General features: G+C 69.4%; 15 protein-coding genes. 9 read left to right on the plus strand and 6 right to left on the minus strand.

The genetic code is table 11. The features are described 5' to 3' along the window. Positions 1-6: 6 nt before the first annotated feature. The 5 genes from FKO37_RS25885 to FKO37_RS25905 are packed head-to-tail and all read right to left on the minus strand — an operon-like array spanning position 7 to position 4,830. On the minus strand, positions 7-1,203 hold the full coding sequence (locus FKO37_RS25885; RefSeq protein WP_238606074.1) for an acyl-CoA dehydrogenase family protein: 1,197 nt from the start codon (positions 1,201-1,203) through the stop codon (positions 7-9). A gap of 19 nt (positions 1,204-1,222) precedes the next feature. Next, positions 1,223-1,678, minus strand: coding sequence for a MaoC family dehydratase (locus tag FKO37_RS25890; protein ID WP_238606075.1), 456 nt, complete (start codon positions 1,676-1,678; stop codon positions 1,223-1,225). Then, positions 1,675-2,889, minus strand: a complete 1,215-nt coding sequence (locus tag FKO37_RS25895) for an acetyl-CoA C-acetyltransferase (protein WP_238606076.1) — start codon at positions 2,887-2,889, stop codon at positions 1,675-1,677. The genes FKO37_RS25890 and FKO37_RS25895 overlap by 4 nt, the downstream gene beginning before the upstream one ends. Positions 2,890-2,912: 23 nt before the next feature. After that, the gene (gene fabG / locus FKO37_RS25900) at positions 2,913-3,653 is read right to left on the minus strand and encodes a 3-oxoacyl-ACP reductase FabG (protein ID WP_238606077.1); all 741 of its coding nucleotides are present in this window, start codon (positions 3,651-3,653) and stop codon (positions 2,913-2,915) included. 10 nt (positions 3,654-3,663) lie between these two features. Continuing rightward, entirely contained in the window at positions 3,664-4,830 is a 1,167-nt protein-coding gene (locus tag FKO37_RS25905; protein ID WP_238606078.1) for an acyl-CoA dehydrogenase family protein, read from the minus strand. Between the two features lie 83 nt (positions 4,831-4,913). Between FKO37_RS25905 and FKO37_RS25910 the strand changes: the two genes are divergently transcribed. From FKO37_RS25910 to FKO37_RS25945, 8 genes are all read left to right on the plus strand, one after another. Then, entirely contained in the window at positions 4,914-5,810 is an 897-nt protein-coding gene (locus tag FKO37_RS25910) for a LysR substrate-binding domain-containing protein (RefSeq protein WP_238606079.1), read from the plus strand. Between the two features lie 53 nt (positions 5,811-5,863). Next, entirely contained in the window at positions 5,864-7,105 is a 1,242-nt protein-coding gene (locus tag FKO37_RS25915) for a CoA transferase (protein ID WP_238606080.1), read from the plus strand. Between the two features lie 100 nt (positions 7,106-7,205). Continuing rightward, entirely contained in the window at positions 7,206-8,000 is a 795-nt protein-coding gene (locus tag FKO37_RS25920; RefSeq protein WP_238606081.1) for an enoyl-CoA hydratase/isomerase family protein, read from the plus strand. 94 nt (positions 8,001-8,094) lie between these two features. Then, positions 8,095-8,982: a CoA ester lyase gene (locus FKO37_RS25925; RefSeq protein ID WP_238606082.1), complete on the plus strand. Its 888-nt coding sequence runs from the start codon at positions 8,095-8,097 to the stop codon at positions 8,980-8,982. 25 nt (positions 8,983-9,007) lie between these two features. Further along, a complete protein-coding gene (locus FKO37_RS25930) occupies positions 9,008-10,090 on the plus strand; it encodes a nitronate monooxygenase family protein (protein WP_238606083.1) in 1,083 nt (360 codons plus the stop codon). Positions 10,091-10,266: 176 nt separating this feature from the next. Beyond that, on the plus strand, positions 10,267-11,751 hold the full coding sequence (locus FKO37_RS25935; protein ID WP_238606084.1) for an aldehyde dehydrogenase family protein: 1,485 nt from the start codon (positions 10,267-10,269) through the stop codon (positions 11,749-11,751). Positions 11,752-11,781: 30 nt separating this feature from the next. Beyond that, the gene (locus tag FKO37_RS25940; RefSeq protein ID WP_238606085.1) at positions 11,782-12,654 is read left to right on the plus strand and encodes an SDR family NAD(P)-dependent oxidoreductase; all 873 of its coding nucleotides are present in this window, start codon (positions 11,782-11,784) and stop codon (positions 12,652-12,654) included. Next, the gene (locus FKO37_RS25945) at positions 12,654-14,402 is read left to right on the plus strand and encodes a class I adenylate-forming enzyme family protein (protein ID WP_238606086.1); all 1,749 of its coding nucleotides are present in this window, start codon (positions 12,654-12,656) and stop codon (positions 14,400-14,402) included. Before FKO37_RS25940 ends, FKO37_RS25945 begins: the two co-directional genes overlap by 1 nt. 59 nt (positions 14,403-14,461) lie before the next feature. Here FKO37_RS25945 and FKO37_RS25950 read toward each other — a convergent pair whose 3' ends face one another. After that, on the minus strand, positions 14,462-15,097 hold the full coding sequence (locus FKO37_RS25950) for a TetR/AcrR family transcriptional regulator (protein WP_238606087.1): 636 nt from the start codon (positions 15,095-15,097) through the stop codon (positions 14,462-14,464). Positions 15,098-15,373: 276 nt separating this feature from the next. On the opposite strand from FKO37_RS25950, the gene FKO37_RS25955 reads away from it, so the two are divergent. Continuing rightward, positions 15,374-15,598, plus strand: coding sequence for a hypothetical protein (locus tag FKO37_RS25955; RefSeq protein WP_238606088.1), 225 nt, complete (start codon positions 15,374-15,376; stop codon positions 15,596-15,598). The last annotated feature ends 5 nt before the right edge of the window (positions 15,599-15,603 follow it).

A 15,603-nucleotide genomic window follows, 5' to 3' on the forward strand; every position in this document is an offset into this window, starting at 1 on the left:
TATATATCAGGATCGGGCTTGGTACTCGCGCAGGAGGCCGCGGCTGATGATGGTTTTCTGGATTTCGCTGGTGCCTTCGCCGATCAGCAGGAACGGGGCCTCGCGCATCAGGCGCTCGATCTCGTATTCCTTCGAGTAGCCGTACCCGCCGTGGATCCGGAACGCTTCCTGGGTGACCTCGGCGCAGTACTCGCTGGCGATCAGCTTCGCCATCCCGGCCTCGACGTCGTTGCGGGCGCCGGAATCCTTCAACCGGGCCGCGTTCACCATCATCAGATGCGCGGCCTCGACCTTCGTCGCCATCTCGGCGAGCTTGAACGCGATCGCCTGGTGCTGCGCGATCGGCTTGCCGAACGTCGACCGCTGCTGTGCATACGCGATCGCCAGCTCGAACGACCGGATCGCGATCCCGCACGCCCGCGCCGCCACGTTCACCCGGCCGACCTCGACGCCGTCCATCATGTACGAGAAGCCCTTGCCCGGCGCCTCCCCCAGCACCTTGTCCGCGCCGATCCTGAAGCCGTCGAACACCGCTTCGGTGGTGTCGACGCCCTTGTAGCCCATTTTGTCGATCTTGCCCGGGATCGTCAGCCCGGGAAGCACCTCGCCGAACCCGGAGGGCTTCTCGACCAGGAACGTCGTCAGGTTCTGGTGCGCCTTCTCCGCGCCCTCATCGGTCTTCACCAACAGCGCGATCAGGTTGGAGGAGCCGCCGTTGGTCAGCCACATCTTCGCGCCGTCGATCACGTAGTCGTCGCCGTCGCGCCGCGCCCGGGTCTTGATCGCCGCGACGTCCGAACCCAGATCCGGCTCCGACATCGAGAACGAGCCGCGGACCTCACCGGTCGCCATCCGGGGCAGGAAGTGCTGCTTCTGCTCCGCAGTGCCGTGACGGGTGATCATGTGCGCGACGATGAAGTGGGTGTTGATCACGCCGGACACGCTCATCCAGCCGCGCGCGATCTCCTCGACCACCAGCGCGTAGGTGAGCAGCGATTCGCCGAGGCCGCCGTACTCCTCCGGGATGGTGAGCCCGAACAGGCCCATCTCCTTCATGTCCTCGACGATCTCCGCCGGGTACTCGTCGGCGTGCTCCAGCGCCTGCGCGTGCGGGATGATCTCCTTGTCCACGAACGAGCGCACCGTGGACAGAATCTCCTGCTGCACATCCGACAAACCCGCAGTCCGGGCCAAACGAGCCATGGTTCTTCGTTCTCCTGGTTCAGGGCAGCAACAGGGTCAGCGCCTCGGCGACGCAGGCCGGCTTGTCGGTGCCGTTGAGTTCGAGGGTGTAGCGAGTGGTCAGCTGCGCACCGGTGCCGGTCTCACGCAGGTCGAGGAACTCCGCGGTGGCGCGCACCCGGCCGCCGGAGGCGACCGCGGCGGGGAACCGGACCTTGTTCAGTCCGTAGTTCAGCCGCGCGGAACCGAAGCCGAACCGGAACAGCTGCGGTCCGAACTGCGGGATCAGCGACAGCGTGAGGTAACCGTGCGCGATGGTGGCGCCGTACGGTCCCGCCGCGGCGCGTTCGGGATCGACGTGGATCCACTGGTGGTCGCCGGTCGCCTCGGCGAACGCGTCGATGCGCGGCTGCTGCACCGTCAGCCAAGGGGTGGGGCCGAGCGGGGTTCCGAGCGCGGCGCGGACGTCGTCCAGCGACGAGAATTCGCGCGTCATGCCGGGAACCGTTCGAAGATCGCCGCGAGTCCCTGTCCGCCGCCGATGCACATCGTTTCGAGGCCGTAGCGAGCCTCCCGGCGGACCAGTTCGCGGGACAGCGTGGTCAGGATCCGGGTGCCGGTCGCGCCGACCGGGTGGCCCAGCGAGATGCCCGAGCCGTGCACGTTGACCCGCTCGAAGTCCTTCTCGCCGAAGCCCCATTCGCGGGTGCAGGCGAGCGCCTGCGCGGCGAACGCCTCGTTCAGCTCGATCAGGTCGAGATCCGAGAGTTCGAGCCCGGCACGGTCGAGTGCGGCGCGGGTGGCGGGCACCGGGCCGATGCCCATGACCTTCGGCTCCACCCCGGCCACTGCCCAGGAAACGAGCCGCACCAACGGCCGCAGGCCGAGCTGTGCGGCGCGCTCGGGATGGGTGACGACGCACATCGCGGCGGCGTCGTTCTGGCCGCTGGCGTTCCCGGCGGTGACTGTCGCCTCGGGGTCCTGTTTGGACAGGACGGGCCGGAGTTTCGCCAGCGATTCCACGGAAGTGTCGGCGCGGGGGTGCTCGTCGGTGTCGACCGTGATGTCGCCCTTGCGGTCGGGCACCACGACCGGCACGATCTCGTCGGCGAACACGCCGGACTGCTGTGCGGCGACCGCACGCTGGTGCGACGTCACCGCCAGCTGATCCTGTTCCTCGCGCGAGATCGAGTACTCGCGGCGCAGGTTCTCCGCCGTTTCCAGCATTCCGCCGGGTACGGGGTAGTCGCGGCCGCCCGCGGTGACCCGGCCCCGAGCGAGACCGTCGTGCAGCATGACGCCGTTACCCTTGACGCCCCAGCGCATGTCGGTCGAGTAGAACGCGACGTTGCTCATGCTTTCCGCGCCGCCCGCGACGATCAGCTCGCTCACGCCGGAGCCGACCTGCATCGCGGCTTGCAGCACCGATTGCAGGCCCGACCCGCAGCGCCGGTCGACCTGCATGCCCGGCACCGTCACCGGCAGCCTGGCGTTGAGCGCGACGACGCGGCCGATAGCGGGCGCGTCGCTGTTGGGGTAGCAGTGGCCGAGGATGACGTCCTCGACGGCGGCCGGGTCCAGCCCGGTGCGTTCCAGCAGCCCGCGCAGCGCGGCCTCGCCGAGATCGGCGGCGCTGAGCGGCCGGAGGCTGCCGCCGTACCGGCCGATCGGGGTGCGGACGGGTTCGCAGATCACGACTTCGCGCATGGCGGGCCTTTCGGGGGAGTGGGTCACATGAACCGTCCGCCGGTGACTTCGAGCACCGTGCCGGTCATGTAGGAGGACAGGTCGGAGGCGAGGAACAGCACGACGTTCGCGACCTCGGCGACCTCGCCGGCGCGGCGCATCGGGATCTCGTTCATCTTCTGCTCCCATGCCTTTTCCGGCATGGCCTCGGTCATCGCGGAGCGGATGAGCCCTGGCTGCACCGCGTTGACCCGCACGCCGTGATGGGCCATTTCCTTGGCCGCGGCCTTGGTGAGGCCGACGATCCCGGCCTTCGCCGCGGAGTAGTTGGTCTGGCCGACCATGCCGACTTTGCCCGACAGCGAGGAGATGTTCACGATCGCGCCGAACATCTGTTCGCGCATGATCGCCGCGGCCTTGCGGGTGCCGTTCCAGCTGCCCTTGAGGTGCACGTTGACGACCTGGTCGAACTGGTCCTCGGTCATGGTCCGCATCGTCGCGTCGCGCGTGATGCCCGCGTTGTTCACGACCACGTCCAGCGAGCCGAAACCGTCGACCGCCCGAGCGAGCAGAGCGTCCACATCGGACGATCTAGTTACGTCGCAGCGCACTGCGGCGGCGACCTCTGTGCCGCCCAGCCGCTGCACCGCGGCTTCGGTCGCGCTGAGGTCCAAGTCGCCCAGTACCACGCGTGCGCCCTCGGCGACGAAGCGTTCCGCGATGGCGAAACCGATGCCTTGCGCGCCGCCGGTGACGACTGCGGTCCGCCCGTTCAGCAATGCCATGGATTTCCCCTCAGGATTTCTTGCGCTCGGCGCGGTACAGCGAGCCGCCGATGATCAGCCGCTGGATCTCGCTGGTGCCCTCGTAGAGCCGCAGCAGCCGCACTTCCCGGTAGATCCGCTCCACCGGGACCTCGCGCATGTAGCCGGTGCCGCCGTGGACCTGCACGGCCAGATCCGCCACCCGGCCGGCCATTTCGGTGCAGAACAGCTTCGCGGCGGACGGTGCGACCCGGCGGTCCGCACCGCTCACGTAGGCGGCCGCGGCGTCGCGCACGAGCGCCCGCCCGGCGGCGACCCCGGTGTACTGGTCGGCCAGCATCGCTTGCACGAGCTGGTGGTCGCCGATCGGGACGCCGCCCTGGGTGTTGGCCGCGGCATAGGCGACCGATTCGTCCAGCGCGCGCTGCGCGGACCCGACCGCGAGCGCGGCGATGTGCACGCGGCCGCGCGCCAGCGACGTCATCGCCGCGCGGTAGCCGACTTCCTCGGAGCCGCCGACAAGCGCGGAATCAGGGACGCGCACGCCGTCGAAGTGCACGTCCGCGGTGAGTGCGCCCTCCTGGCCCATCTTCGCGTCCTTCGGGCCGACGGAGACGCCAGGCGTGTCGGCGGGAACCAGGAACACCGCGATTCCGGGATCGCCGGGAGCGGCTTCGCCGGTGCGGGCGAAGGTGATGAAGAGGTCCGCGGACGGCGCGTTGGTGATGAACCGCTTTTGGCCGTCGATCACCCAGTGCGCGCCGTCCCGGACGGCTTTGGTGCGCAGCCCGGCCGGATTCGATCCGGCACCGGGTTCGGTCAGCGCGAAGGAGGCGACCACGTCGCCGGAGGCGATGCGTTCGAGCCACTGCTTTTTCTGCTCGTCGGTGCCGAAGCCGACGAGGACCTGTCCGGCGATGCCGTTGTTGGTGCCGAACATCGACCGCAGCGCCAGCGACGTGTAGCCGAACTCCATCGCCAGTTCGACGTCCTGGGTCAGATCGAGCCCGAGCCCGCCCCATTCCTGCGGGATGGCGTAGCCGAACAGGCCCATCTCCGCCGCGGCGGACCGGATGTCCTCGGGAATCCGGTCGCTCGCCATGATCTCGTTTTCCCGCGGCACCACGGCATTGCGCACGAAATGCCGGACCTGGGCGAGGATGTCGGCGAAGTCGTCGGCGCTGACCTGACTGTTCATGGGAGCCCATGCTGCCCCTGCCGCTGATGCGTGTCCAATACCAATTGGGCGGTGATTGTTGCAGCAGAAGATATAATGTACGGGTGGACCTTTCCCAGCTCGAGGTGTTCCGCGTGGTCGCCGAGGAACTCCACTTCGGACGGGCGGCGCAGCGATTGCATTTGGCCCAGCCGTATTTGAGCCGTACCGTGCGCGCGCTGGAGGCCGAACTCGGCGCGCCGCTGTTCGAGCGGACCACCCGGCGGGTGGAGTTGACGCCGGCCGGGCGGGCACTGCTCGAACCCGCCGCCGCGATCCTGCGGATGGGGGAGCGGGCGCGGGCGGACGTGGCGGCCGCGCAGCGCGGCGACAGCGGGCGGGTGCGGCTGAGTTTCGCCGGTCCGTCCTCGCAGGCGATGGTCGCCCGGCTGGCCCGCGCCGTGCGGGAGCGGTATGAGCGGATCGACCTCTCGGTACGGCCCGGCCGGTACGGCCCGATCGCGGTGCGGGAACTGCTGGAGCACAACACCGATCTCGCGATCGCCCGGTTCGAGCACGCGCCTCCGGGCATCGGCAGTCGCGCGGTCGGGCGGGAGCGCGGGGTGCTGATCGCGCCCTCGGACCACCCGGCGGCCCGGAGGAAATCCGTGTCGCTGGCCGACTTGCGCGACGAGCCGTTCATCACGCTGCCGGAGGCGTTCGGGTCGGCGGTGCGGGCGATGTTCGTCTCATCGTGCCACTCGGCGGGTTTCTCGCCCGATATCGTGCAGACCGCACCGGACACCTGGACGTGCGTCGCGCTCGTCGCGGCGGGCGTCGGGCTGCACCTCACCACCGATTCGGCCGCCGAACAGCTGGCGCTGGACGGGATGCGCGTGCTTTCCCTGGCTGATCCGCTCCCGGCGATGTACGTCTACCTACTGTGGCGCGACGAGAACGTCGAGCCCGCACTGAGCCGGGTGCTGGAGGTCTCCGAACGGGTGCTGCCCACGGTGGCCTGACCCGGCGGACGGTGCATATATTCTGGATAATGCATCGTGGAAGGGTGGAGGACATGGCGGACCGCACCGGGAAACCGCTCGCCGGGCTGCAGATCGTCGAATGCGCGAGCTTCGTGGCAGGCCCGACCGGCGGGATGACGCTGGCCCAGCTCGGCGCGGACGTCATCCGCGTCGATCCGGTCGGCGGCGGCAGCGACCACCACCGCTGGCCGGTCGCCGGAGGCGGCGCGGGGCCGGCGGACGCGGACTCGTACTACTGGGCGTCGCTCAACAAGGGCAAGCGCTCGATTGCGGTCGACCTGCGCTCGGACGAGGGCCGAGAGCTCGTCGCCGCGTTGATCGCCTCGCCGGGGGACGACCGCGGCGTGCTCGTGGACAACGTGGTCGGCCGCCGGTGGATGGCCAACGAAGCGCTCGCCGCGCGCAGGCCGGACCTGGTGCACGTGCGGGTGCAGGGCTATCCCGATGGCCGCCCGGCGGTGGACTACACCGTGAACGCGGAGGTCGGCATCCCCGGTATCACCGGGCCGGAAACCGGCGGCGCGCCGGTGAACCACGTCCTTCCCGCGTGGGACCTCGTCACCGGGCTCACCGTGTCGACCGCGGTGCTCGCGGCGCTGCACGACCGGGCCCGGACCGGCCGGGGCGCATACGTCGAACTGGCGCTCGCCGACGTCGCGCTGGCGGGCGTGGCGAACCTCGGCTGGCTGTCCGAGGTCGCCGAGCGGGGCCGCGAGCGCCCGAGGCACGGCAACCATGTCTACGGCAGCTTCGGAGTCGACTTCGAATGCTCAGACGGGCACCGCGTGATGGTAGTGGCGCTGACCGAAGGGCAATGGGCCGCGCTGTGCAAGGTCACCGGCACCGGCGAAGTGTTCGCGGCGCTGGAGAAGGCGATGGGGGCGGACCTGGCCGACGAGGCCGACCGCTACCGACTCCGGGAAACGATCGCCGCGATCCTCCGTCCGTGGTTCGCCGCGCGGGAGCTGGCGCAGGTGCACCGCGAACTCGACGCGGCTCGCGTCCTGTGGGGCCGCTACCAGGGGATGGGCGACGTGGTGGCCGCACACCGCGCCGGTGCTCATGCGGTGCTGGCCGATCTCGAGCTGCCCGGCGGGGAGGCGGCGATCACCGCGCGGTCGCCGTTGCGGTGGAACGGTGCGCACGGGGAGGCGGGCGAGGCACCGGAGCTGGGCCGGGAAACGGACGAGATTCTGGCGGAGCGGCTCGGGTTCGCCGCGGCGGAGATCGGCGGCCTGCACGACCGAGGTGTGGTGGCTGGGCCCCGGCACTGACGAATCGCTTCGCCGGGCGACCACGCTCACGTTGCCAGAACATCATATAAAGTGTTTTCTGTATCCGGATGCGGGAGAAGAAACCGAGGAAGGGTTGCCCATGAGTCGTTACGCGCGGTTCGCTCATCTGCGGGTCGACGGGCCGGACGAGTCCGGCGTCGCGGAACTGGTGCTCGACGCGCCGAACCTCAACGCGGTGAGCGAGGGAGCGCACGCCGACCTCGCGGAGGTCTGGCGGGAGTTCGACGCGGACCCGGCGGTGAAGGCGGTGCTGATCCGCGGCGAGGGCAAGGCGTTCTCCGCGGGCGGTGCGTTCGAGATGATCGAGAAGATGGCCGAGGACTTCGACCTCCGCTCCAAGGTCATGCGCGAGGCGCGGGACCTGGTCTACAACGTGCTCGACTGCACGAAACCGATCGTGTCCGCGATCCACGGGCCGGCGGTCGGCGCCGGGCTGGTGGCCGGGATGCTCGCGGACGTGTCGGTGGTGGCGAAGTCGGCGAAGATCATCGACGGCCACACCCGCCTCGGCGTCGCGGCGGGAGACCACGCGGCGATCTGCTGGCCGCTGCTGTGCGGGATGGCGAAGGCGAAGTACTACCTCATGACCTGCCGCCCGCTCGACGGCGCCGAGGCCGAACGGATCGGGCTCGTCTCGCTGTGCGTGGACGAGGAGACCGAGCTGCTGCCGACCGCGCGCGAGGTGGCTCGCGATCTCGCCGAGGGTGCGCCGACCGCGATCCGGTGGACGAAGCAGTCGCTCAACAACTGGTACCGCCAGGTCGCCGGCTCGATCTTCGACGCCTCGCTGGCGCTGGAGTTCTACGGGTTCGGCGGCCCGGAAGTCCGCGAAGGCCTCGCCTCGCACCGCGAACGGCGCAAGCCGCGGTTCTGAGCACCCGGGGCCGGGCGCCGGTCCCGGGTTTCTCTGGACAGCACATGAAACATTATATATTCTACTGCGAAGCAGAAAACGAAGGAGAGGCGCCGTGAAGCCGTATCGATCGATGCTCTTCGTCCCCGGCCACAAAGCCTCCTGGGCGGACAAGGCGGTCGCGTCCGGTGCGGACGCGGTGATCCTGGACCTCGAGGATTCGGTGCCGGTGGCGGACAAGGCCGCCGCGCGCGGAACGGTCCGCGAGACGATCGGCAGGCTGCGCGAGCAGGGCGTGCGCGCCGACGTGTGGGTCCGGCCGAACCCGCTGGACACCGGACTGTTCGGGGCGGACGCGGAAGCGGTCCTGGTTCCGGGGCTGGCGGGATTGTTCCTGCCCAAGGTGTTCACCGCGGAGGACGTCGTCCGGATCGACGCGGTGGTCTCGCACCTGGAGCAGAGGGAGGGGATCGACGCCGGCTCGGTGGGCTTGTTCATCACCTTCGAAACCGCGGTGTCGATCGCACACTGCGAGGAGATCGCCCAGGCGACTCCGCGGGTGGCGAGCCTGCTCGGCGCGACCGGGCCGAATGCCGACGTCGGGCGCGAGCTGGGTTTCGAGTTCACCGCGGAGGGGCTGGAAACGCTCTACACGCGCAGCCGGATCGTGCTCGCCGCGAGGGCGGCCGGGCTGCACCATCCCATGACCGGTGTGTGGCAGGACATCAAGAATCTCGACGGGTTCCGGCGGTTCGCCGAGGACTCTCGCAAGCTGGGCTACCGCGGGATGGTCTGCATCCACCCGTCGCACGTGGCCGCGTCGAACGAGATCTTCACGCCGGATCCGAAGACCGTCGACCACTACCGGCGCATGATCGAGGCGTTCCGGGCCGCGGAGGCCAAGGGCAGCGCGGCGGTCGACTTCGAGGGCCAGCACATCGACATCGCACACGTGAAAACCGCCGAGGGCGTTCTCGCGCTCGCCGACGCCATCGGCGTCTGACCGTTCACCGAAAGGGAGTACTGCTGTGACGTCTCAACTCCGGACCCCGCTCTGCGATCTGCTGGGCATCGAGGTGCCGATCATGCAGGCGGGCATGGGCAATGTCGCGTACGGCCGGATCGCCGCCGCGGTGTCGAACGCGGGCGGGCTCGGCTCGATCGGCGGCATCGACATCACGCCGGAGGAGGTCGACGAGGAGATCAAGCTGTTCCGCAAGCTCAGCGACAAACCGCTGTGCGTGGACCTCGGCTTCCCGGCGAACGCGCCGAAGGGATTGTCCGATGTGGAGGTTCCCGAGCTGCCGGGTCCGCTCAAACAGCTCAAGTCCGAGCTTGACGAGCACGGCATCGAGGTCAAGCCGACCACTGACCAGGCGATCAGCCTGGCGGACAACAAGAAGAAGCTCGAGATCGCGCTCGACCACGGTGTCGAGGTGATCGCCTGCGCGCTCGGCACACCGGCCTGGGTCGTGGAGGCCTGCCATGCCAAGGGCGCGAAGGTGATGAGCATCGTCGGGCTTGCCAAGCACGCCCGCAGCGCCATCCGCAACGGCACCGACATCGTGATCGTGCAGGGCACCGAGGGCGGCGGGCACACCGGCGAGGTCGGGCTGATCACGCTGCTGGCCGAGGTGCTGGAGTTCGCGACGGTGCCGGTCGTGGCCGCGGGCGGACTCGTGAAGGGCGCGCAGATCGCGGCGTGCCTGACGATGGGCGCACAGGGTGCCTGGGTCGGCACGCGGTTCCTGGCGAGCAAGGAATCCGGTTCGGAGGACGTGTTCAAGCAGGCGGTAGTGGAGTCTGAGTACGACTCGACGCTGCGCTCGCTCCTATTCGACGGCTTGCACGTGCGGATGCTGCGCAACCGGTTCACCGAGGTCTGGGAAGGCCACGAGGACGAACTGTCGCCGTACCCGGTGCAGCGCGTGCTGACCATGCCGTTCAAGTACGCGGCGATGAAGGCCAACCTGAAGACGCACATGAGCCTGCCGTCCGGCGCGGGCGCGGGAATGATCAACGACGTGCCCGGCGCGGCCGACATTCTGCACCGGCTCGCGGAAGAGACCGTCGAAGCGCTGCAAGGCGCGGGCAAGCTCGTCGTGGGCTGACCGGCGCGAAACACTGTCCCGAAGGGGACGTCTCCCGGCATCGAGGTGCCCGGAAGACGTCCCCTTCGTCGTGCTCCGGGCCAAGTGTTCCGCCCACTGCCATTAAAATCTGACAGAGATTAGGTTATAGTCGAAGCCAACCCGAGCGCCCACCGCAATAGACTCTGGAGAGCGCCGTGACAAAATCTGAGACAGAATCAAAATCCCGGAAGCTCGCCGTCGCCGGCGACCTGTGGGTTCCCCGGCCGGACGAGCTGCTGGTCGGCGGCGAATGGCAGCGGACCGCCGCGTCGATCGCGCTGGTGTCCCCGGCCACCGAGGAAGCGGTGGCCGAACTGGCGGCACCGACGACGGAGGACGCGGACGCGGCCGTCGCGGCGGCGACAGACGCCTTCGCCGGCCCGTGGCCGCGGTGGACGGTCGCGCAGCGGTCGGAGGTCGTCGGCAAGTTCTGCACGCTGCTGGAAGCCCGGCTCGAGGAGATCGGCGAGCTGTGGGCGGTCGAAGCGGGCATTCCCGTGCGATGGGGCCGCACGCTGCACCGGTTCGCCGCGAAGACGGCGTGGCAGACCGCGCTCGCTTCGGTGGAGGAGGCATTGGCGCCGGAGGTGCGAGCGACGCCGGTCGGAGAGGTGCGGATCGAACGCGAGCCGGTGGGGCCGGTGCTCGCGATCATGCCGTACAACGGCCCGTTGCCGACGATCGGGTCGAAGGTGGTGCCCGCGTTGCTCGCGGGCGCTCCGGTGATCGTGAAGGCCGCACCGGAATCCGCGCTGACCATGCGAGTGGTGTCCGAATGCGCGGTCGCCGCCGGGTTCCCGCCGGGAGTGCTCAGCGTGCTGCCTGCCGGGCTCGAGGTGTCGCGGCACCTGGTCGCCGCGCCCGGAATCGAGATGATCTCGTTCACCGGCGGTCCGCGAGCGGCGGCGGACATCCTGCGGGAGTCGGCGGACCGGTTGCCGCGCACAGTGTTCGAACTGGGCGGGAAATCGCCCGCGGTGCTGCTGGACGACGTCGACCTGGACACCTGCCTGCGGGCGCTCGTGGCAGGCGCGATGAGCGGGTCGGGCCAGGTGTGCGCGACGTTGTCCCGGATCCTGGTGCCGCGGGGCCGCCACGACGAAATCACGGCCGTGCTGGCGGCGGCCTACCGGAAGCTGCGCATCGGCGATCCCCGCTCGAAAGAGACCGAGCACGGGCCGCTGGCGAACCGGGCGGCCTACGACCGCACGCGGCGGTTCGTCGACGAGGCGGTGGAGCGCGGGGCGAGGGTCGAGACCGGCGGGCGGCGTCCGGAAGGATTCGCGGCGGGCTGGTTCTATGAGCCGACCCTGTTGACCGGGGTCGCCGAAGACGATCCGGTGGCGCAGCAGGAAGTCTTCGGCCCGGTCACGGTGGTGCTGCCGTACTCCGATGTAGACGACGCGGTGCGGATCGCGAACGGCACTGAGTACGGCCTGGCGGCGAGCGTCTTCACCGCCGACCGGCAGCGCGGACTGGCGGTGGCGCGGCGGATCCGCGCCGGTTCGGTCGCGCTCAACACGTTCGGACCCACCATGGCCGCGCCGTTCGGCGGGGTGAAGCGCTCCGGCTGGGGCAGGGAATGCGGGCCGGAAGGCATCCGCGAATTCAGCGAGACCAAGCAATTGCTGGTCGGCTGACAGCTCTTCGACGAGGAGGAAAGGGACGACATGGTCGACAAAGCAGCGTTGGTGACCGGCGGAGCGAGCGGAATGGGTCGCGCGTCGGTCGCCCGGTTCCTGGAGCGCGGGTTCGGCGTGGTGATCGCGGATCTGAACCAGGAAGCGGCGGAGAAGACACTGGCGGAGTTCCGGGAACAGGGTGTGGGCGACCGGGTCGCCTTCGTGCGCACCGACGTCAGCGACGAGGCGGCTTTCGAAGCCGCTGTGAAGTCCACGGTGGACACCTTCGGGCGGCTGGACGTGCTCGTGAACGCGGCCGGCGTCGGCGGCGCGTTCGGGCCGCTGACCGAGATCGAGGCCGACGACTGGGACTACACGTTCGACGTCGTGCTGCGCAGCGTGTTCCTCGGCATCAAGCACGCGGCACGGGTGATGCAGAAGCAGGGCGACGGCGGCGCGATCGTGAACTTCGGCTCGATCGGCGCGGCGGCCGCGGGCATCGGCGTGCAGCCGTACTCGGTGGCCAAGGCAGGCGTGGAGCACCTCACCCGGATGGCTTCGCTGGAGTTCGCCAAGGACCGCATCCGCGTCAACGCGGTGTCGCCGGGGATCATCACGACCCCGCTGATCGGCATCGGCGACGAGGAATTGGCCCCGGTGATCGGCGGGATCCAGCCGCTGCCGTACCCGGGACGGCCCGAGTACGTCGCGGCGGTGGTGTCGTTCCTGGCCAGCGACGAGGCGGCGTTCATCACCGGCGAGGTGGTGAAGGTTGACGGCGGGATGATCGCGGCGGGACCGCAATTGGGCGACCTGGTCAACAACAACCCCGCCGCACGCGGACTCGTCGGCGTGAACCGCGGCAGCACGGGGGAGAAGTCGCAGGTGCGGCGTAAGGTCGGGGCGACGGGTGGTGCGTGATGGCAGACCGGCCTTCGATCGCCGAGCGCAGAGCGGCGCTCGAGCGTGAATTCGCGCCGTGGCGGCCCCGGACGCTCGACGAGCAGTTCGAGCACGCGGCGGATCGCTTCGCCGCACGTCCGTATGTGATCGCCGGCGACCGGATCTTCAGCTACGCAGACGTCCGCGAGCGCGCGCACCGGTACGCCGACGGCCTGGTGTCGCTGGGCGTGCGGCCCGGCGACCACGTCGGCGTCATCATGGCGAACTATCCCGAGTACGCGCCGGTGAAGATCGCGATCGCGCGGGCAGGTGCGGTGGCCGTGCCGCTGAATTACCTGTACCGCACACAGGAACTCGGGTACGTGCTCGCCCAGTCCAGCTGCCGGGTGCTGATCACCATGACCTCGTTCCGGGACATGGACTACCTGGCGATGCTCGACGAACTCGCTCCCGGCTGGGAACGCGGGCACACCTCGCTCGGCGAACTCGAGCGGGTCATCACGTTCGCCCCGGACGGCAAGGCCGAAGGCCGTGAGGGCGTCGTCGACCTGCCGGAACTGGAGCAGATCGGGCGGGAGAGCGCGGGTGCGGCGCGGGGCGGCCTGCGCAGTCCCGACGATCCCTCGGACATTCTCTACACGTCGGGCACGACCGGGCAGCCGAAAGGCGTGCTGCTGACCCACGACGCACTCCAGCGGACGTCCTACGGCTCCGCCTACTGCCGCGCGCTGCACGACGGCAACCGGGTGGTCTTCGCGCTGCCTTGCTACCACTTGTTCGCCTACGAACACGCGGTGCAAGCGTCGTTGTTCGTCGGCGGGGCGATGCTCCCGCAGCCGAAATTCGAGCCGGTGCACTACTTCCGCGCGATCGAACAGCATCAGGTGGTCGACGTGCTGGGCGTGCCGACGATGAGCATCGCGCTCGTCGAACATCCCGAGCGGGAGCGGTACGACCTGTCTTCGCTCCGCAGCATGCTGTCCGGGTCCGCGGTCGCGCCGCCGTGGCTGTGGGACCGCATCCGGCACGACCTGGGCATCACCGAACTAGTGACCGCGTACGGCATGACCGAGATCGGCGCGACGGCGATGACCTTGCCGGAGGATCCGATCGAGGTGACCACGTCCACCGTCGGACGGCCGAAACCCAGTGGCGCGGCGGGGATTCCGGAACTGGGCGGGGCGCTCGCGGAGTACCGCGTGCTCGACTCGGTGACCGGCGAAACCCTGCCCGAGGGCGAAGAAGGCGAGTTCGTTTCGCGCGGGCCGTCGACGATGCTGGGCTACTGGAACCGGCCCGAGGACACCGCCGAGGTGCTGAAGGACGGCTGGATGCATTCCGGCGACATCGGCCGGGTCCTGCCGGACGGTTCGCTGATCGTGACCGGCCGCTCGAAGGAGCTGTACAAGAGCGGCGGGGAACTGGTGATGCCGAGGGAAGTCGAGGACTTCCTGACCGGGCTGCCGGGCGTCAGCCAGGCCTATGTCGTCGGCGTGCCCAACGACCAGTGGGGCGAGATCGGCTGCGCCTTCGTGGTCGCCGAACCCGGACAGGCGCTCGACCCCGCCGAGCTGAACACCGCCTGCCGGTCCGGGCTGGCCCGGTTCAAAGTGCCGCGGCACATCTTCGTGGTGGACGCGGCGAAAGTGCCGCAGACCACGACCGGGAAGGTGCAGAAGTTCAAGCTGGTGCCGATCGCGCAGGAACTCCTCGGCCCGGACGCGGCGGCGGACGTCCGGACGCTGCGCACGGCGAAGGGCGGCTAGGGCGCTCGTGAGCGGGGCTGTGCCGATGAGAACCGGCACAGCCCCGCTCACGAGGCGGGTCAGGCGGGCGGCCGCACGCCGGAGAAGATCAGCGCGCGCATGATGTCCGCGAGTTCGCGGGCGGAGCGCTGTTTGCGCACCGTCAGCCGCGGCGCGAGTTCGAGCGTGTTGATGATGTGCTGCTGCAGCAGGTGCGGGTCGATGTCGTCGCGGACGTCGCCGGACTCGACCGCTGCTTCGACGAGTTCCTTCCACAGCCGCCCGAACGACCGGCGGACCGGGTGCAGCCGTTCCTGCATGTCGGGCGGGATCTGGCGGAAGCTGTGCACGTGAGCGGGGGACAGCTCGCCGAGGTCGAGGATCGCTTCGAGAAAGCCGGTGACGGCCGCGTCGAGCCGGTCCCCGGCCCCTGCGTCCTCGGGCAGCTGGTCGAGCGTGGCGCGGACGTGCGCCTGGGTGAACTGAACGCCGTAGCGCAGCACCTCTTCGACGAGCTGTTCCTTGGAGTCGAAGTAGTAGTACAGGCTGCCTGCCTGCAGTTCGGCTTCCTCGGCGATGTCCGAGAGCCGGGTGCCGGCGTAGCCGCGGTTCATCAGCACCCGCGCCGCGGCCTCCACCACCCGCCTGCGGGTCGCCGCGGACTTCGCCAGCGAACGCGGCGCCCGCGTCCGCCCGGTAGCGCCCAGCTCGGTCATGTCGGCTCGCTCCTGCCCATGTCGTCCACCGTAGCGGTCGCGGTCGCCGACCGGCCGCGCGGAGCGGAGGTTGCGAACGCGTGTGACCAGTATTATATTTTCTGAGTCCAGTTAGAAACTGGTTGTTCCCAGGATCCCACGGCTGGCGCATCACCGCAGGTGCAGTGATGTTTTCCAAGTCGATCCTGGCGAAGATATTCGACACACAGTGAGAGCTGGCGAGCGTGCTCCGTCCCCGCCGCAGCGTCGCGACACAGGGTCAAGAGGAGAGAACTGATGACGATCGCGCATCCCCGTCCGAGCGAACCGACGCTCGCGGTGCACCGCGAGCCGGTCGCGGGCGAGTGCCCGCAGTGCGGGGCGTCCGCCCTGCACGCCTATCCGGTGCTGTCTGAGGGCGGCTGGTTCGACGTCGTGAAGTGCGCCGAATGCCTCGCCAGCGCGCGGCGCGACCGCGGCCCGAAGCTCGGGCCGATCGAACTGCTGTCGGACCGGATCTGAGGAGG

This window comes from Amycolatopsis sp. Poz14, from assembly GCF_006704225.1.
GTDB lineage: Bacteria > Actinomycetota > Actinomycetes > Mycobacteriales > Pseudonocardiaceae > Amycolatopsis > Amycolatopsis nivea.